The 17,388-nt window shown below is 67.5% G+C and carries 12 protein-coding genes; 7 read left to right on the top strand and 5 right to left on the bottom strand.

Annotated features, from left to right (window positions below; all coding sequences use genetic code 11):
* Nucleotides 1-53: 53 nt before the first annotated feature.
* A complete protein-coding gene (locus HNV26_RS19745) occupies nucleotides 54-1,259 on the bottom strand; it encodes a class I SAM-dependent methyltransferase (RefSeq protein WP_171441154.1) in 1,206 nt (401 codons plus the stop codon).
* A 99-nt stretch (nucleotides 1,260-1,358) separates the two neighbouring features.
* Nucleotides 1,359-2,714 (bottom strand): FAD-binding oxidoreductase, encoded by a 1,356-nt coding sequence (locus tag HNV26_RS19740; protein WP_253816810.1) that lies wholly within the window; start codon nucleotides 2,712-2,714, stop codon nucleotides 1,359-1,361.
* 843 nt (nucleotides 2,715-3,557) lie between these two features.
* Here HNV26_RS19740 and HNV26_RS19735 point away from each other — a divergent pair.
* From HNV26_RS19735 to HNV26_RS19720, 4 genes are read left to right on the top strand one after another with little or no spacing between them, the layout of a single operon-like run.
* The gene (locus HNV26_RS19735) at nucleotides 3,558-4,652 is read left to right on the top strand and encodes a putative porin (protein WP_171441183.1); all 1,095 of its coding nucleotides are present in this window, start codon (nucleotides 3,558-3,560) and stop codon (nucleotides 4,650-4,652) included.
* A gap of 8 nt (nucleotides 4,653-4,660) precedes the next feature.
* Nucleotides 4,661-5,845, top strand: coding sequence for a quaternary amine ABC transporter ATP-binding protein (locus HNV26_RS19730; RefSeq protein ID WP_171441156.1), 1,185 nt, complete (start codon nucleotides 4,661-4,663; stop codon nucleotides 5,843-5,845).
* Between the two features lies 1 nt (nucleotide 5,846).
* Nucleotides 5,847-6,680 (top strand): ABC transporter permease, encoded by an 834-nt coding sequence (locus HNV26_RS19725; protein ID WP_171441157.1) that lies wholly within the window; start codon nucleotides 5,847-5,849, stop codon nucleotides 6,678-6,680.
* A gap of 20 nt (nucleotides 6,681-6,700) precedes the next feature.
* Entirely contained in the window at nucleotides 6,701-7,606 is a 906-nt protein-coding gene (locus HNV26_RS19720) for a glycine betaine ABC transporter substrate-binding protein (RefSeq protein ID WP_253816818.1), read from the top strand.
* A gap of 27 nt (nucleotides 7,607-7,633) precedes the next feature.
* Here the strand turns inward: HNV26_RS19720 and HNV26_RS19715 are convergent, their stop codons facing one another.
* Together HNV26_RS19715 and HNV26_RS19710 are read right to left on the bottom strand one after the other, a co-directional pair.
* On the bottom strand, nucleotides 7,634-8,683 hold the full coding sequence (locus HNV26_RS19715; protein ID WP_366816903.1) for a phosphagen kinase: 1,050 nt from the start codon (nucleotides 8,681-8,683) through the stop codon (nucleotides 7,634-7,636).
* A 293-nt stretch (nucleotides 8,684-8,976) separates the two neighbouring features.
* Nucleotides 8,977-9,942 (bottom strand): alpha/beta hydrolase family protein, encoded by a 966-nt coding sequence (locus tag HNV26_RS19710; RefSeq protein ID WP_253816806.1) that lies wholly within the window; start codon nucleotides 9,940-9,942, stop codon nucleotides 8,977-8,979.
* A 200-nt stretch (nucleotides 9,943-10,142) separates the two neighbouring features.
* Between HNV26_RS19710 and HNV26_RS19705 the strand changes: the two genes are divergently transcribed.
* Nucleotides 10,143-11,717 carry a DUF4419 domain-containing protein gene (locus HNV26_RS19705; RefSeq protein WP_171441159.1) on the top strand — a complete coding sequence of 525 codons (1,575 nt, stop codon included), beginning with the start codon at nucleotides 10,143-10,145 and terminating at the stop codon, nucleotides 11,715-11,717.
* 15 nt (nucleotides 11,718-11,732) lie between these two features.
* Here the strand turns inward: HNV26_RS19705 and HNV26_RS19700 are convergent, their stop codons facing one another.
* Nucleotides 11,733-13,157, bottom strand: coding sequence for a serine/threonine-protein kinase (locus HNV26_RS19700; RefSeq protein WP_171441160.1), 1,425 nt, complete (start codon nucleotides 13,155-13,157; stop codon nucleotides 11,733-11,735).
* Between the two features lie 515 nt (nucleotides 13,158-13,672).
* Here HNV26_RS19700 and HNV26_RS19695 point away from each other — a divergent pair.
* Together HNV26_RS19695 and HNV26_RS19690 are read left to right on the top strand one after the other, a co-directional pair.
* Entirely contained in the window at nucleotides 13,673-15,970 is a 2,298-nt protein-coding gene (locus HNV26_RS19695; RefSeq protein ID WP_171441161.1) for a thioredoxin domain-containing protein, read from the top strand.
* Nucleotides 15,971-15,972: 2 nt separating this feature from the next.
* A complete protein-coding gene (locus tag HNV26_RS19690; protein ID WP_171441162.1) occupies nucleotides 15,973-17,316 on the top strand; it encodes an FHA domain-containing protein in 1,344 nt (447 codons plus the stop codon).
* The last annotated feature ends 72 nt before the right edge of the window (nucleotides 17,317-17,388 follow it).

Raw genomic sequence — 17,388 nt, 5'->3', positions numbered from 1 at the left:
GCGGCGCGAGTCTCACTGCGCCACCCGGCTGGGAGTCCTGGGGCGGCGAAGACTCAGCGCGAGCCGCGCTTGACGCGGCCCACCGACCATTCGACGAGCTTCCGGGCCTGACGGTGAAGGGCCGTCTGTTTGAGGGCGCCGTTGAGTTGATCAACGAGCTGGTGCCGCAGGGGCGGGGTGGCGATGTGCTCTTCCAGCTCTCGGATGCGCTGGGCCTGCTCCAGGAGGCGCTGTTCCAGTTCGTGGATGCGTTGCGCCTGGAGCGGGTTCGACGTCTCGTTGACGAGGTGTCGAACCGGAGGCGGCGAAGGCCGGCGGGCGATGAGGTCGGCGTTGTCACCCTTGCGAAGAACGAAGTTCAGCGTGTTCCGGGTGAGAGCCTCGGGGACGCGAGCGCCGCTCTTCTCCACGTACAGACGCAGCACCTCTTCGTCGAGTGTGACGGGGAACACGTCGAGCACTTCAGGCTCGAAGCCCGTCCCCACCAACAAGGGGTCGATGTCGCCCAGCGCCAGCTCCAGCTCATGGTGGCTGACGCCGATGCCCCATCGGGTCAGTAGCATGGGGGCGTCTTCAGCGGACGCATGGGCCATCGAATCTCGGAAGTTCTCGCGGGGGGAGCGTGAGGCATACGGCCACCCGAGTTCGGGCGGCAGGAAGTGGAAGAACGGCATCAGGGACGTGTGCGCGTCGAAGTACACGAGCCGGTTGGGCGTATCCACGACGACGAGCAGTCCTCCGGGACGCAGCAGGTCCCAGCCAGTGCGGAGCGTCTCCAGTCGCTCCGCGGGCGTCTGATGTTCGAGCACCGCGTACAGCACGAAGATGTCCGCGCCGTCGGGGGTCTCCTTCTTCAGGGTCTCCAGCAACTGCGCGGGCTCCACGACGCTCATGGCGACGTTGCGCAATCCCAGGGCCTTCACGCGGCTTTCCGCCGCGCGCACGGAGGGCGCGTGGATGTCGTACCCCGTGACGTGGCTGACAACCTGGGCAAAGGCCGCCGTGCTGGAGCCCGTGCCACAGCCCAGCTCGACGACGTTCGCCTTGCCCAGCTTCGTGTATCGCGCGAGCCAGGGCAGTACGTGGTCGACGCACCGGTTGTAGCGGCCATTCACATGGTCCACGATGTCCGACTGGCCGGCCGGCGACTTCAGGAAGCCCGCATCGAAGTCCGCGAAGTAGGATTGCAGCAGGGCCTCGCGCACATTCGCCAGGAGCGCGGGGTCCTCCATCCTGTAAGCCTCGAAGCCCGTCGCCATGCCTCTGTCTCCTCGCCGTTGGTGGTGGAGCGAACTGCGGGCAAGGAAGGTACCAACGGAGGCCGCTCCGGGCGAGCAATGGCGCGTGCGAATGGTTGCTTAATGGCGAAGCGGCGTGCCGGTGCTGGGGCGGATGTTCTGGTTCACTCGGAAAAGATTGGTCGGGTCGTAGCGGTCCTTTACTTCCACCAGCCTTGCGTAGTTGTCCTGGTACGTCGCCTGGACGCGCTCCTGGCCCTCGTCCATGAGGAAGTTCACGTAGGCGCCGCCCGCGGAATAGGGATGCAGGGCATCCCAATAGTCTTTCGTCCAGGTGGTGATGTCCCTGGCCTTGTCAGGAGAGGGGTCCACTCCGACGATGACCTCTGCCCACCGCGCATCCCGGAAGCTGAAGGCGGTGTCGCCTGGTGCCGTCCGGTGCGCCGCTCCGTCGATGGGGTAGAGGTGCATGGTGGAGTGCATCGTGGGCAGGCGGTGGGCGAACGCCACGTGTCGGGAGATGGCTTCGTCCCCCAGCTCCCGTACGAAGTCCGCGCGCCAGTACCATTGGAGGCCCGGCGGATAGAGCGCATCGAACATCGTTTGCAGCGCGGGGTAGGGCATGGTCTGCACGCCGTCGAGCGCGGGGGCCATGGCGCGCACGGGCGCGAAGAGCGCCTCGGCTTGAGCCGGGTCTCCGGTGTAGCACCACACCACCGCACACATCTTCTGCAAGTGCAGGTGGGGCGGGAAGGGCGCCGCGGGCGGGACGGCCAGGAAGGCGAAGAAGCCGGTGAGTGTCTCGGGCGCGGTGGCGATGAACTCGCGGTACCACCGCATCACCTCCTCGGCGCGTTCCAGGGGCCAGAGCGTCGGCCCTCCCAGGATGGTGTCCACCGGGTGGGCCTGGAAGAGGAAGGACGTGACGACGCCGAAGTTGCCGCCACCGCCGCGCACGGCCCAGAACAGGTCCGGGTGCTGCTGGGCGTTCGCGGTGACGAAGCGCCCGTCCGCCAGCACCATGTCCACGGCGAGCAGGCTGTCGATGGTGAGTCCATAGCGACGCGAGAGATGGCCCAGGCCACCGCCCAGGGTGAGGCCCCCCACGCCCGTGGTGGAGATGATTCCCGAGGGAACGGCGAGCCCGAACGCATGCGTGGCATGGTCCACTTCGCCCCAGACACTTCCTCCCGCGACACGCACGGTGCCCGATTCGGGGGCGACCCGGACGCCGTGCATGGGCGACAGGTCGACGACGAGCCCCCCGTCGCATGTGCCCAGGCCGGCACCGTTGTGTCCACCCCCACGGACCGCGAGCATGAGGCCCTGCTCGCGCGCGAACTCCACCGCCGCGAGGACGTCCGCCACGTCGGCGCATCGGGCAATCAACGCCGGCCGCTTGTGAATCATGGCGTTGTAGACGCGGCAGTGCTCCTCGTAGTCCGCGTCCCCGGGGCGTACGAGCCGGCCGCGCAAGCGAGCCCGTAGCTGCTCGACCCGGTCTGAGGGCAGTCCGGGCGGTCGTCCTTCGCCTGTTCGCGCAGGCTCACTTCGAGGGTCCAGGGGCATGGCTTTCTCCTCCGTGGGGCCGTGATGGGAAAGGCCCCTACAGCCAAGCTAGGGACGGTCGGCGAGCGCGAAGGCGCGTTCACGGCAGGTGGGCGGGAGGGGGCGCCCAGGCACGCGTTGGTGGAGGGACGAGGACGTGGCGCTTGGCAGGCCCGATAGGGAGAGGGGGCAAGACTAGGAGCGTCGTCTTCCTTCGTCGCCACAGAGATTGAGTTCGAGGTCTGGGGGCCCCGGCTCCCGGATGGTTGTCTGGTGATGGCTATGTCCAGCACGGCGGCGCGGGATGGAGATTGTCAATCCATGGGCAAGTCGCCGTGCCATGCTGCCGGTATGGGCTATCCCGTGACGGTGACACGGGCGCCTTGAGCCGCCCGTGTGGGTTGGCGGGCGCGCCGCTCGTGCCCCGCGAGCAAGCGGGCAGCGCCCAGTATCCACATCGTTTGAGCTCAAAAGTATGGACGTGCTCCGTCTGACCTGTTAACGACTGACTGCACTGTTCCCTGGGTGGACTGTTTCGCGCGCCAGCGTCCTCGCTGAGTGTGGATCGGGAGAGGGCCGCCCCTTGTGCCACGTCTGGCGCTCAGGACGAGTGTGGCCTGTTCTGGTCCGCTCGCGCCTGTCGTCCATTGCCAGGAGTTGCGGTTGTCCACCCGTCTTACCCGTTTCTCGCATGCGCTTTTCCTGTCTGGATTGACCTGCCTGCTCGCGCCCGAAGCACGCGCCGAAGAGGAGGTGGTGGAAGACCCGGACATGCTCAAGGTCGGTGGTGCGCTGCGCCTCAACGCCTTCTTCAAGACGTGGCCTGGAGAAGAAGACAACCGCAACCGCGGTGGCGACGTGGCGTTCGATACATTCCGGCTCAACGTCGACGCCAGACTCTCCAAGGTGTTGCTGTCCGCCGAGTACCGCCTCTATTCGGGGTACTCCATGCTCCACCACGGCTGGGTGGGCTATGAGTTCACGAAGGCGACCCAGCTCCAGTTCGGCGTGCACCGCGTGCCCTTCGGCGTGCTGCCCTATGCCTCACATAACTGGTTCTTCTCCCTGCCCTACTACATGGGCATGGAGGACGACTACGACCTGGGTCTGAAGCTGGTCCACACGCAGGGGCCATGGGACCTGCAGGTCGCCTTCTACAAGAACGACGAGGGCAGCTTCACCGGCCGGAGCACGGACAGCGCGCGCTACTCGTATGACGTGGTGCAGGTGAACAGCTCCAACCCGGGTGAGGCGTACCTGGGCGTGGAGAGCGCGAACCACGAGAGCAACAAGCTCAATGCACGCGCGGCGTACACCTTCCAGCACGGGGACCTGGGCCGCACGGAAGTCGGCGTCTCCGCGCAGACCGGGCAGATCTACAACAGCGTCACCCGGCGCAATGGCCTGAACTGGGCTGGCGCGGTGCACCTGGACGGCTACTACGGCCCGTTCAACCTGCGCATGGAGGTCCTCAGCTACGGCTATGACTTGAAGAACCCCGAGGGGCACGACGACTCCATCGTGACGATGGGGGCCTATGACGCGCCCTACAAGATGGCCGCCCGGGGCACCGTCTACGCGGCGGGCCTTTCGTACGACGTGCCCGTGTCGTGGGGCCCCATCACGAAGCTGACCTTCTACGACGACTTCAGCCTCTTCGACAAAGCCAACGCCGCGTTCGAGACGTCGATGCAGAACGTGCTCGGCATGCTCGTCACCGCGGGGCCCGTCTACACCTACGTGGACGTGGCCAGCGGGAAGAACCAGCCCTGGCTGGGGCCTGCTTATGGCCACGCGCTCGCGGAGGGCGATCCGAATGCCCCGTGGGAGACGCGCTTCAACATCAACGTCGGCTACTACTTCTGAGAGGCCCCATGGAGAAGATTGAAGTCCGTGGCTTGCGGAAGATCTACGGCGGCAACCCGGAGCGGGCCATTGCCCTGCTGGAGAAGGGGCAGAGCAAGCAGCAGATCCTGGAGGAGACGGGGTGCACCGTCGCCATCCAGGAGGCTTCGTTCGATGTGAAGGCCGGCGAAATCTTCGTCATCATGGGCCTGTCCGGCAGCGGCAAGTCCACGGTGCTCCGCTGCCTCAACCGCCTCATCGAGCCCTCCGCCGGCAGCGTGCACGTGGACGGCGTGGACGTCACCCGGGCGGACAGGGCGGGCCTGCTGGACGTCCGGCGCCGGAAGATGGCCATGGTGTTCCAGAACTTCGGCCTGCTGCCCCACCGCAGCATCATCCGGAACGTGGAGTACGGGCTGGAGATGCAGGGCCTGGAGCGGCGGGAGTCGCGGCCCAAGGCGATGCAGGCGCTCGAACTGGTGGGCCTGAAGGGCTACGAGGAGAAGCTGCCTCGCGAGCTCAGCGGCGGGATGCAGCAGCGCGTGGGGCTGGCGCGGGCCATTGCCACCGACGCGGAAATCCTGCTCATGGACGAGGCCTTCAGCGCGCTGGACCCGCTCATCCGCCGGCAGATGCAGGACGAGCTGCTGGAGCTCCAGTCCCGGATGAACAAGACCATCGTGTTCATCACCCATGACCTGGATGAGGCGCTGAAGCTGGGGGGGCGCATCGTCATCATGAAGGACGGGTGCATCGCGCAGCTCGGCACGCCGGAGGAAATCCTCAGGAGCCCCGCGGACGACTACGTGCGCGCCTTCGTGGAGCACGTGGACCGCACCAAGGTCCTCACCGCGCGGGCCATCATGCGGAGGCCGGAGTCGGTGGTGCACCCGAAGGACGGGCCCGCCCTGGCCGTCAAGCGCATGCGCGAGTCGGGCACCTCCACGCTCTTTGTGACCAACCAGGCCCGCAAGCTGGTGGGCCTGGTGCGCATCGAGGACACGCTGCGGCTCATGGCGGAGAACAAGCACAGCCTGGAGGGGGCCCTCGTCACCGACTTGCCCACCACGTCACCGGACACGCCGCTGGCGAAGCTGGTGGCGGTGGCGGCCACGACTCAGATTCCCATCGCCGTCGTCGCCGAGGACCAGTCGTTCCTGGGCATCGTGAGCCGCGCCACGCTGCTGGCCAGCATCGCGGGGGAGCAGCACTGACATGAGCACACTGAAAATCGGCGAAGGCTTCGAGGAGCTGATTGACTGGCTGGGCACGCGCGGCGCGCCGGTGTTCGACGCCATCCGTTCGGTGCTCACGGCCTGCATCAACGGCCTGGAGAGCGCGCTGCTCCTGCCGCCGAGCTACGCCATCATCACGGTGTTGATGGTGCTCGCCTGGCGCCTGTCCGGCCTGGGCACGGCCGTCTTCACGGCGCTGGGCATGCTGCTCATCCAGGACATGGGCCTGTGGAAGGCCACCATGGAGACGCTGGCGCTGGTCCTCTGCTCGGCGATGGTGGCGCTGGTGCTGGGCATCCCCCTGGGCATCTGGGCCGCATACAGCCGCGTCGTGGAGCGGGTGCTGCGGCCCGCCCTGGACCTGATGCAGACGATGCCCGCCTTCGTCTACCTCATCCCCGCGGTGCTCTTCTTCCGGCTGGGGAAGGTGCCCGGCGTGGTGGCCACCGTCATCTTCGCCATGCCGCCCGCGGTGCGCCTCACCAACCTGGGCATCCGGCAGGTGCCCACCGAAGTCGTGGAGGCCGCCATCGCGTTCGGCGCGACGCCGCGTCAGACGCTGCTCAACGTCCAGCTCCCCATCGCCGTCCCCACGCTGCTGGCCGGAGTGAACCAGACCATCATGCTGTCGCTGTCCATGGTGGTGATCTCCGCCATGATTGGCGCGGGGGGACTGGGCGAGCAGGTCCTGAAGGGCATCACCCAGCTCCGCATCGGGCTGGGCTTCGAGAGCGGCATCGCGGTGGTCATCCTGGCCATCGTGTTGGACCGCCTGACTCACGCGCTGGGCAAGCCCCGGGCGCGCTCATCATGAAGGAGACCCGCCTCGTGAACATGTCCTCTCTCAATCGTCTGCCCCTGCTGCTCACGGCCGTGGCGGGGTTGCTCGTCGCCCCCGGATGCAAGCAGGAGAACAAGGCGCCCGCCGCGGGTGACACCGAGGCGCCCGCCCCCGCGAAGAAGCCCGTGGTCCGGCTGGTGTACGTGAACTGGGCCGAAGGCGTGGCCATGACGCATCTGGTCCAGGCCATCCTGGAGGACCGCATGGGCTACGAGGTGAAGACCACCATGGCGGACGTCGCCCCGGTGTTCGCCTCGCTCGCCAACGGCGACGCGGATGCCTTCCTGGATGGCTGGCTGCCCGTCACCCACCAGAGCTACATGGAGCGCTTCCAGGGCAAGGTGGTGGACCTGGGCACCAACTACGAGGACGCCCGGATTGGCCTGGTCGTCCCGGCGGATCTGGACATCACCAGCATCGAGCAGCTCAACGGCAAGGCGAAGGACCTGAACCAGTCCATCGTGGGCATCGATTCCGGCGCGGGCATCATGACGACGACGGAGAAGGCCATCGCGGAGTACAAGCTGGACCTGAAGCTGGTGCCCTCCAGCGGCCCGGCGATGACCGCGGAGCTCAAGGACGCCATCGCCAAGAAGCGCCCCGTGGTGGTCACCGGTTGGAAGCCGCACTGGAAGTTCGCGCGCTGGGACCTGAAGTTCCTGGATGACCCGAAGGGCGTCTATGGCGCCAAGGAATCCATCCACACGCTCACCCGCGTGGGCCTGGAGAAAGACCTGCCCGACGTCGTGACGCTGCTGCGCAACTTCAAGCTGGATGACCAGCAGCTCGGCGGCCTGATGGGGGCCATCGCCGAGGCCGGGGACTCGCCGGAGAAGGCCACCCGGGAGTGGGTGAAGAAGAACCAGGCGCTCGTGGATGGCTGGATTCCCAAGTCCTGAGCGCGATGCGAGGCGCTCCGGGGGCTTTCAGTTCCCGGGCGCCGCCTTCGGGTGTCCACGCTTTCGTGCCGCGGATTCCATCTCCATGAGCGCGTGGATGCCCGTCCGAAGCTGTTCGTAGATGTCCCGCTCGGTGACGCCCAGACGGGTGGCATTGGAGACGTCATGGACGCCGTCCCGGGCTTCGGAGTGTTCGCCGTGCAGGCCCCTCACCGCGAGCCCCAGGCGGGCACACCGCGCGCGGAAGTCCGGCCGCCGTGAGAGGTGGGGCAGGCGGATGAGCACGGAGGCTCGCATGGCGGTGCCCAGGTTGGTGGGGCACGCCGTGAGGAAGCCCAGCCGTGAGTCCCGGGCGAAGTCGAGCTGTCTGTCGAACTGCTCGAGCGCCGCCTGGAGCCGCAGGTAGGTCTGCGCCAGCCCCGAGCCGGGCTGCATGCTGATGATGCGCAGGGCGTCTTCCTCCCCGACCCAGACGATGAAGCGCATGTCCGCGGAGTGGAAGATGCCGCGGTTGCGCGGCCAGTCGCGGTTGACGCCCGCGCTGTCGAGGAAGCGGTCCGACTGCTGGAACAAGACGTGGTGGTGCACCAGCTCCCGCCGCTCTGCCTCGGAGAGGCTGGCCAGGGGATGGTATTCGCCCGCGAGGTGCCCCCTCAGACGGGAGAGGACCTGGACGACCTCGGCTTCCAGCGCGGCCCTGTCCCTGGCGCCAATGGCTGGAGGAAAGGCATACCGGGCCAGGTTCCGTCCGACGCGGACCCGCGTGGAGAGGATGAACTCGCCCGTGGGGTCCAGGTCATCCTGGGGGAGCCCGTCGAGTGAGAAGTCACTCGTGTGTCCGCTCAGGTCGTGGCCCGAATGGTCCCGGATGATGGGATGCAGCAGCGGGGAGAAGAGCGCGTAGGACTCACTGTCACCCGCGTAGACACCCATCTGGGAGTCCCCGTGGTCCAGGCCACTCTGGATGGCCTTCCGGAGCGTCCATCCGTTGCTTGTCGTGAGCCGTTCGAGCCGGGATTTCAGCTCAGGGGTGAGGTGCTTGTGGAGCAGCATCGCTTCGTGGCTTGAGCACGACACGTGCCACGGTTGTTGCTGCTTAAATGTATGTGATTTTCGATATTTGGCGAGCGAGCCGCCGTGTATCACGCGGCGCTGACGCGTCAGTTGGTGGGATGACACGTCAGCGCCGGGCCGGCGCCACGCTCAGGGCACGAGGGCGCCGAGCGTGACGGCCAGGCCGTGAAGCTGGACTGCGCCGCGTCGAAGCGTGCCTACGATACGGCTCGGTACTGGGGCTCGGCCGTGGGTGGCTTGGATGGATTCAGCCGCTCACCGGAACGGCTTCTCCGGTGAGGGGCGTTCGCCGCGGGCTACGGGACCGGGGGCGGTTGCAGCCGCCGGGGCGGCAGGTGCGGGCCGAACTCGACGGTGTCGGCCTCCGGGAGCGGCACCGGGGCGTGCTTCAGTGAGGGGACGCCTGCCCAGCGCCGCACGATGTCCTGGGCCTGGTCCCGAAGGGTGGTGGGGAGCCAGTTGAAGGTGCTTCCTTGGTTGCCGCCCGGAGCCGTGAACACGAAGGAGTCCTGGGCGTTGCCGAGCGGGAACGCCGCCGCAGTCCATGGGGCCAGGTCGCCATAGATGAACATCACCCGCTCGCCATGCGTCACGAGCCAGTCCTCGATGTCCTGCATGGCCTGGGGCCGGAACACGACCGGCACGCCGGGCGCCGAGTACACCGGCGCGATGTTCGTTCCGGGGTACTGGATGAGGTTTCCCAGGTGCGCCTCGTAGGGCTTGGGCCAACCCAGCTCCAGACTCGCCTGGTAGTAGTAGGGGTGGTACGCGGCAACGCCGGAGCTGCTGTTATCGGAGAACGCGGCAAGGCCCACCGCCCAGTCAATGATCTCCAGCATGTATTCACTCGACGCCGTGTCATCGGGGAACGCGTCGCAGTACTGGGGGCGGGAGTACTGCCAGAAGGCGAAGTACGTCTCGATGACGGCGTGCTCCAGGGCCCGCTCGAAGCCAAGCTGGTTGTAGGTGAGGCCCTGGTTTACGGCATGGGCGCGCAGCAGCGCCACCATCTCCTGGCGGCGGTTCAGCACGGCGCGCTGGAAGGTGTGGATTTGCTCGCGGCACCACGCCAACTCCGAGCCTCCCACGGTGGCTTGGAAGGCGGGGAAACGCGCATCTTCGCCGCGCACGAGCGGCGCCACATAGGCCACCGTCGCGTCCACGTCCTCTGGGTGGAACCGGCGATAGAACACCATGGTCTCTCCGCCCTTGCTGACGCCTGTCAGCAGGATGGAGTGGGACAACCTTCTTGGACGGAGCATGAACCCCTCAGTTGATGGGCGCGGTGTCTCAGATGCCACGGCTGCGAGACAGTAGCGCATCGGTCTGTCGTCGCCGTGCCCCGTCGTGGTGCGGGTGCCAGTCCCCGCGCGCCGCTGGAGGTTTCCAGCCGGAGCGCTGTCTGTCTTCACGCTCGACGGGGCGCTTGCCGCCATCCGAGTGCGCGCGATGTAATGCGCGCATGCCCCATCGCGTGACGTTCGCCGTCGATGCCGTGAAGCCTGCCGTCCTGCCCTTGGAAGAGGTCGGACTCACCGAGGCCCTGCGTGGGCGGTTGGACGCCAAGGTGCTCGGGGCCTCCCATCGCGAGGCGCGGTTCGTGCGTCCCGAGGCGACCCATCCTCTGCTCTCGGCGGTGCATCTGGCTTTCAGCGGGCACCGCCCATTGGTGTTGTCTCCGGACATCCTCTGGATCACCATCGCCCAAGGGCTGGCTCTGCACATCACCCGCAATGCGGAGGCGCTGCGATTCGACCTGGTGCGTCACCAGGGGCGAAAGCAGTTGGTGGTGACACGCGACGCGTCCCGGACGGACCTCGCATCGGATGATTTCTGGCCCGGCGTCGTGGACGACTTCTCCGGGATGATTCAAGGGCACTCGCCGGCGCTCCACGACCTGATGGTGTGCGATTTCTCCACGACGGGGCCGGTGGAGCGCGTGGTCAGTCAAATCGTGCTGATGGATGCGATGCGGGAGTACTTCGACTACGTGGTGATGTGCATCTGCGGCATCCCCACCATCACGCTCGAGGGCTCACCGGAGGACTGGCGCAAGCTGCGGGACAAGGTCGGTCAGCTTCCTCGGTACGGCATGGAGACCTGGGCCCGGCACCTGCTGCCGCTGTGCGAGCAGTTCATCCGGGCTTCCGAGGGGCGGGAGGATCGCAAGTTCTGGCAAGCCATCTACAAGCTGCACCACGCCTATGGCAGCGATACCTTCAATGGCTGGATTGGCAAGCTGTTCCCCTTCCTTCGCAATCAATTGACGGGAGCGTATGACTTTCCCAATCCGATGCTGGAGGCTCAGGCGCTGGGCAAGCCCGACGCCACGGAGAAGGGCGAAACCCTGTCTAGTGACAGATTGCCCACCGGGCTGTCCCGGGTGTCGCTCCTGCTCGCGGTGGCCACCGATTCTGGGATGGTGAAGGCACGGATGGCTCTGACGGCGGGCTTCATGGGGACGCTCCAGTCCGCGGAGACGCTGGCGCTGCGGCCGGTGCCGGGCTGGGTGGTCCACGAGGACCTGGGGCTGGATGCGATGCTCCGGCGCGTCGAGGACGAGCACCACATGGCCAAGCCCCTCCCGGAGGAGCGTCACAGCGAGTGGCGTGGACTGTGGGGCGACGGTGGAATCCCGGCGGACATCAGCCAGTTCTACGCCGCATGCGACGGCGCGTCGCTCTTCGGCCAGGGGGACGCGGCCGTGTACCGCATCCGGGCGTCGGGGGCGCTGGAGTTCCACGACGGAACGCGCTGGAACAAGACCCATCAGGCTGATTCGCAATCCAGCGGCTACCCGCACGGCTGGACGCGTTTCTGTGACGTGGGTGAACACGGCTTCCTGGCCTACCGTTTCAACCACCAGCAGCCTGGGAAGCTCCCAATCTACTGGGTGGAAAGCGCTCAGTCGCGGACCGGCGTGTGCGTCGCCGCCTCGCTGACGGAGTTCCTTCACCAGGCGCTCAATTCGCAGGGGCGCGTCTATTTCCAGGAGCCGGGCTTCACGCCGGGAGAGGTCGAGGAGTTGTGGTTCTGATTCCCTTGAGAGGGATTACTCCCGCGTGAGCGTGACCGTGGCGGCGCCAGCGATGGCTTCGCGTGGCTTGCCCAGGGAGAGCCCCCGGAGCGCCTTGTTGATGCACTGGGCGAGCGGGGTGTGCTGGGGCGGGTGCATGCGTGCTCCGAGGACGATGCCCGCGGGGGAGTAGACCACGGCGTAGGTGTCCTGCCGGCATGCGGCGTCCTCGCCGTTCCGCGCGTAGCAGCTGTCGAGCGCGGGCAGGCGCCCTTCAATGGACTCGGCGACCCAGCCATCCGCGTACCCGCGGGGCGCGGGCGCGGCGGTGCCGTTCTCCGTCAGGCGGGGCAGCTCGACGACCCGGAGACGGGCGAGCTCCTCCGGGGGCGTCATCCCGGAGGCCGTCAAGACGAGCCCTCCCGTTGCGGCGAGGCCCACCGCCAGCGCGCTGGCGACCATGAGGAGGGTCTGCAGGCGGGAGCGCGTGTGCGGTGTGGCGGCGTGTTCCGCCGCGACAGGCGTTGCGGGCACCGGTGCCGTGGTCGCGGGCTCTGGGGGGGCGGCGCTTGCGACTTCAGGCTGAGGGGCTGCCACGGGGGCGGCGTGAATCCATGGCTCGAGCGCCTGGGCCAGCTCGCGGGAGTCCGCGTAGCGCGTGGCCGGGTCCTTCTCCAGCGTGCGCGCCACCACCTGGGAGAAGCCGTCCGGCACGTCCGTGCGCACGCCGCTGAGCGGAGCGGGCACCTGGTGCATGACGGCGGAGAGCAGGGCCACGTTGTCCGCCACGTCGATGGGCCGTTGTCCCGTCACCATCTGATACAGGCAGGCGCCCAGCGAGTAGATGTCCGCGCGTCCGTCGACAGGGCGGCAGCGGATCTGCTCCGGGGCCATGTACGACGGCGTGCCGACCCAGGCGCCAGCCTCCGTGCCCAGCGCGGTGGCGTCGTCTTCATGCATGAGCCGCGCGACGCCGAAGTCCAGCAGCTTCACGTGGAGGGCTTCGGTCCCCGTGTCGACCAGGAAGATGTTGTCGGGCTTGATGTCGCGGTGGACGACGCCGGCGTGATGCGCCGCCACCAGCGCGGTCGCCAACTGGTGGGCAATGGCCGCCGCGCGTCCCACGGGCAGGAGGCCTTCCTGCTTCAGCAGCGACTTCAGCGTCTGGCCCTTCAGCAACTCCATCACCAGGAACGGCGGTTCATCTGGTGCGTCGTGAAAGTCCATCACCTCGACGATGTTCGGATGCTTCATGCCCGCGGTGGCCTGGGCCTCGCGGCGGAAGCGTGCGTGCACGGCCGGCTCGCCGAGGAGGTGCTGCCGGAGCACCTTGACGGCCACGGTTCGCCCTCCGTCCAGTTGCTCCGCTTCGTAGACGGTGCCCATCCCCCCCACGCCAATCCGCTGGCGCAGCCGATACTTCTGCCCCAGCACTGTTCCAACCAAGGATGAGCGACTCATGACGCAACGTGTATACCCGAGCCTGATGAAGAACGTTGGCGGCGATCCGCCCGATGACGGATGCAGCCGCCGTTGAATTCGCGGAAGGCCCTTCGCTCAGCGACCTACCGGTATTGTAATTGTTTCAGGAGTTTCGCGGGGCCGTTTCACCCGGGGTCGTGGTGACCTCTCCCATGTGGGGCAGCCCCCCTCGCGCCAGCGGCGCCGCATCTTCCCGAAGACCTCCGTCGTGAGCCCCTGGGGCGTACGTGGAAAGTGGGCGCAGGGCTCGTCGTCGGCGGCCTGCAGTCACGGAGTCTACTGGAGGTGTCCCGCGCTCCGAGCGGCTCACGCCGGACTTCGCGGGTACGTTCTTCTCAAGGTTTGGGCTTTTTCGCTTTCTGAGACGGATTTCGCGTGTGGATTCCCGCGCTTGGCGGTGTTCGAGCGTCGTGTGTGCCGTTCGTGAACTGCACCGTTGACGTGAGGGCCCACGCTCATTTCTATCGTCCCACGCATCTCGCAAGGGAGTCGCCGTGGCAGGACAGACCGTTGAGTTGACCCAGGAGAACTTCGAGCGCATCACCCAGGAGGCCGGGGTGTGCGTGGTGGACTTCTGGGCGGAGTGGTGTGGTCCCTGCCGCGGCTTCGCGCCGACCTTCGAGGCCGCCGCGAAGGCGTTCCCGAACATCACCTTCGGCAAGCTCGATACGGAGGCGCAGGAAGAGGTCTCCGGCCGGATGGAGATTCGCTCCATTCCCACGCTGGTGGCCTTCAAGGATGGCGTCGAGGTCCGGCGCGCCTCGGGCGCGATGTCGGCCTCGGCGTTCGCGACCTGGCTGAGCAAGCTGGACTCCGTGGACCTGGCCGTCGAGCAGCAGCGGGCGGCGAACCGCAAGCTGACGGAAGAGGGGACGCCGCCGCCTGGCATTCCGCCCCACGCGGAATGGGACGCCGGAGACGAGGAGTGGTGCTTCGGCGACACCGACGAGGACGGGGAGAAGCACGGCCCCTGGAGGTACTGGCGCGCCGATGGAACCCTCTGCAACGAGTGCATCTTCGTCCACGGCAAGCCCCACGGCCCCTTCAAGCGCTTCCACGAGAGCGGGGAGGTGTCCCAGGACGGCGCGTTCGAGCAGGGCAACCTGCACGGCCCTCGCACCTGGTACGCGTCCGACCAATTCACCACCGAGCGGATGCATGAGAACGGCGTCAGCGAGAAGGTCCGCCGCACGGTGATGGTCTACGCGCACGGCCGCGTGACGCAGGTGCTGCATTACAACGGCGCCGGCGAACGCGTGGTGCCCTCCACCGGAGAGCCGTACCCCACGCGGCCCGCGAACCTCCCCGAGAAGGCTGAGTACCGCGAGGACCAGGACCAGTGGGCGTCCGTGTCGCTGAACGCGAAGGCCGAGCGGCACGGGCTGTGCCGATTCTGGGACCGGGAGGGACAGCTCCTCTGGGAGAGCGAGTTCCGCGAAGGCAGCCGGCATGGCCGCTATTACTCCCGCGCCGTGGACGAGTACACGGACACTCGGGTGCGGTTCGACGAAGGGGAGATGGAGGACGACTTCGCGTGCGGCACGTGGAAGCTGCTGGATGCGGAGGGCAACGCCGTCGTCACCCGAGACCTGGGCGTTGTCCAGGACCACGAGACGTTGGAGGCCTCGGAGGTGTTCTCGAACCTTCCGAGGAGCGCCGCGGAATGGCGTGAGTTCGCCGAGCAGGCTCGGGCGGGCCGACGATACCGGGAGGCGCTGCTGGCCATGGCGCGGGCGAGCGCCGTGTCGCTGGATGTGGGCCCGCTGAAGGCATGGCTGGAGTCGCTCACCCTGCCTCGAACGGAGGCGAGTGCTCGCGAGAATGCCGAAGGCGTGATGAACAGCGCGGGGGATGAGCGGGCGGCGCTGGCGGATGCGATGATGCGTGGCGCGGAGGCCGCGATGTTGCTTCGGGGCTTCGCGGTGCTCCACGACCAGCAGGACCGGCCCCGGGCGGCGTTGGACTTCATCCTGGCCGCGATGCTGCTCGCGCCGGAGCGCTCGGCGTACCTGTTCACCCGGAGCCTCATCCTGGCGAACCTGGGGCTGGGCGAGCAGATGCGGAAGGACGCGGAGGCGCTGGCGCCGTCGGAGCCGGATTCGTGGAAGTTCCTCTCCGCCTACGGGCGGGTGCTGTTCCCGCGCTTCGAGTTCTGGCCGGGACGTGAGCCCGCGCACTGCACGTTCGATGAGGTCCCCGACGGGCCCACGAAGGAGCTGGACGCGGTGCAGGCCGTGGTCCGCAAGTACGCCACGCGACTCCAGTTGCTGCGCGCGGAGATTCTCTCCCGCTTCAAGCCCGGCACGAACGTGCCCTGGCTGCCGCCCGATGTGTCGTCCCTGCTGCCTGACGGGCCCGTCGAGTTGGAGCAGACGGAGGTCGAGGATGCGGATGGTGACTCGGTGGATGTCGACGAGACGCTGTCCACGAAGGGGATGGGGATTCCCGCCTTGTCCCGCGCGGCCCGTGGAGACTGGAGCGCGCTGACCTGGCTCTTGTGGGCGTGCGGGGAGGAGTCGATTCGGATGCCGGCTGCGCTGACGCCTCCGGCCGACTTCGGTCAGGCGGCAGGACAGGCCACGCAGCGGCTGTGGCAGTGCCGCAACCGGCGGGCCCGTGGTCGCATCGACCCGGACCTGCCAACGTTCGATTTCGAGGGCGTTGCCCTCCAGGAGCTGCATCCCAATCTGGCGGGGATTGCCGAAGAGCAGTACGCGGAGACGCAGGCGATGTTCTTCTGGCTGACCGACGCGAACCACGTGTCTCCGTGGCAGGCCAATCTGAGGGGGTAGTCATGAAGCGGATTCGTCAGACGATTGAAGTCTCCGAGCCCCTGTGGCGGGCGCTGGAATTGATGAGCCGCGACATGGGCGTGGACCGGGATGCGCTGGTGGCGCAGGCCCTGTTCCAGCTCGCGCGCCAGAATGGCTACGTATCCCCCACCGTGGTGTCGCTGGGCGGGGAGGCGCAGGCGGCCAGTGGGGGCGTGACGGCCGCGGAGCCTGTGGTCCAGGCCGCTGCACCTGTCGTGGTGGCGTCGAGCGTGGTCGTGCCTCCGGTTCCCGAACCGGTGGCAGCGGCGGTGCCGCCCGTCAATCCTGGGGGCGGCGCGCAGGAGTCGGTGTCTGTCGCGGCAGGCGTGGCGGATACGGCTGCTCCGCCCGTGGGCGCCTTCTCGGCGGACGACGCGACGGAGGAGCCCGCGACGGAACCTCCTGGCGTCACCTCCGTGCCTCTGTCCGTGGCGGAGGTGAACTCCACGGAGCTGGTGCTCGCGCGAATGCAGGAGATTCTCGCGGAGGTCGAGGCATCCGTGCAGCCGTCGGAGGGGCTGTCCGCGCAATCAGACGCCGCCGACGATGATGCGGATTCCGACGACTCCGATGACGAGGAGTCTGACGACGCCGACGATGATGCGGATTCCGACGACTCCGATGACTCCGATGACGAGGAGTCTGACGACGCCGACGATGAGGATTCCGACGAGTCGTCGGATGAGGACTCGGAAGACGATGCGTCCGATGAGGATGCCGCGGAGGACGACTCGGACGAGGAGTCCGCCGACGACGCAGGCGATTCGGAGTCCGAAGAAGCCGCTTCGGACGATGAGGCCGAGGTGCCGGCGGGCAGCGGCGTGAAGGGGGATGTGTCCAGTGACGACATTGCCGCGGAGCTTGCGGCACTGGGCCTCGAGGATGAGCCCGCGGAGGCACCCGCCGCGACGCCGATTGCCGCACGTCCACTGGTGGCGCGTCCTGTGCCGAAGATCCGGCCACCTGACGAGGCCGCGACGATTCTGGAGGACCAGTCGGCGGAGACGACCAACATCGTGAAGGCTCCCGCGCCGCTGGAGGTCTTCGTCCAGTGGGCGCAAGGCGCGCCGGTGGCCGTCTCCACGGAGCGTTTCACGATTGGCCGGGGCCCCCGGTGCAGCCTCGTCGTGAAGTCGGAGCGTGTCTCGCGCGAGCACGCTGTCGTGACGCGGGTGGGGGACGAGGTCTTCATCGAGGACCTCAACTCCTCGAACGGAACCTGGTTCAACAACGAGCGAATCACACGGCAGCAGGTCTCGGACGGTGACGAGTACATGCTCGGCACGGAGGCCGTGTCCTTCACGATGCGTCCCGCGGGCGGTTGAACGAGAGGCGGGGATAACGGTGTCGGGTTTGCCGACACCGTTGGAGAAGGTCGCGCCCCCGGTGGATGCCGG

The sequence above is a fragment of the Myxococcus xanthus genome, from assembly GCF_013116825.1.
GTDB lineage: Bacteria > Myxococcota > Myxococcia > Myxococcales > Myxococcaceae > Myxococcus > Myxococcus xanthus_B.
The sequence above is the reverse complement of the archived record's forward strand: the minus strand, read 5'-3'. Positions and strand labels throughout refer to the sequence as shown.

Coding starts and splice junctions, on each gene's coding strand:
- HNV26_RS19745 (WP_171441154.1), bottom strand. CDS start 1,259: ATGGCGACGGGCTTCGAGGCTTACAGGATGGAGGACCCCGCGCTCCTG.
- HNV26_RS19735 (WP_171441183.1), top strand. CDS start 3,558: ATGCTCAAGGTCGGTGGTGCGCTGCGCCTCAACGCCTTCTTCAAGACG.
- HNV26_RS19730 (WP_171441156.1), top strand. CDS start 4,661: ATGGAGAAGATTGAAGTCCGTGGCTTGCGGAAGATCTACGGCGGCAAC.
- HNV26_RS19725 (WP_171441157.1), top strand. CDS start 5,847: ATGAGCACACTGAAAATCGGCGAAGGCTTCGAGGAGCTGATTGACTGG.
- HNV26_RS19720 (WP_253816818.1), top strand. CDS start 6,701: ATGTCCTCTCTCAATCGTCTGCCCCTGCTGCTCACGGCCGTGGCGGGG.
- HNV26_RS19710 (WP_253816806.1), bottom strand. CDS start 9,942: ATGCTCCGTCCAAGAAGGTTGTCCCACTCCATCCTGCTGACAGGCGTC.
- HNV26_RS19705 (WP_171441159.1), top strand. CDS start 10,143: ATGCCCCATCGCGTGACGTTCGCCGTCGATGCCGTGAAGCCTGCCGTC.
- HNV26_RS19700 (WP_171441160.1), bottom strand. CDS start 13,157: ATGAGTCGCTCATCCTTGGTTGGAACAGTGCTGGGGCAGAAGTATCGG.
- HNV26_RS19690 (WP_171441162.1), top strand. CDS start 15,973: ATGAAGCGGATTCGTCAGACGATTGAAGTCTCCGAGCCCCTGTGGCGG.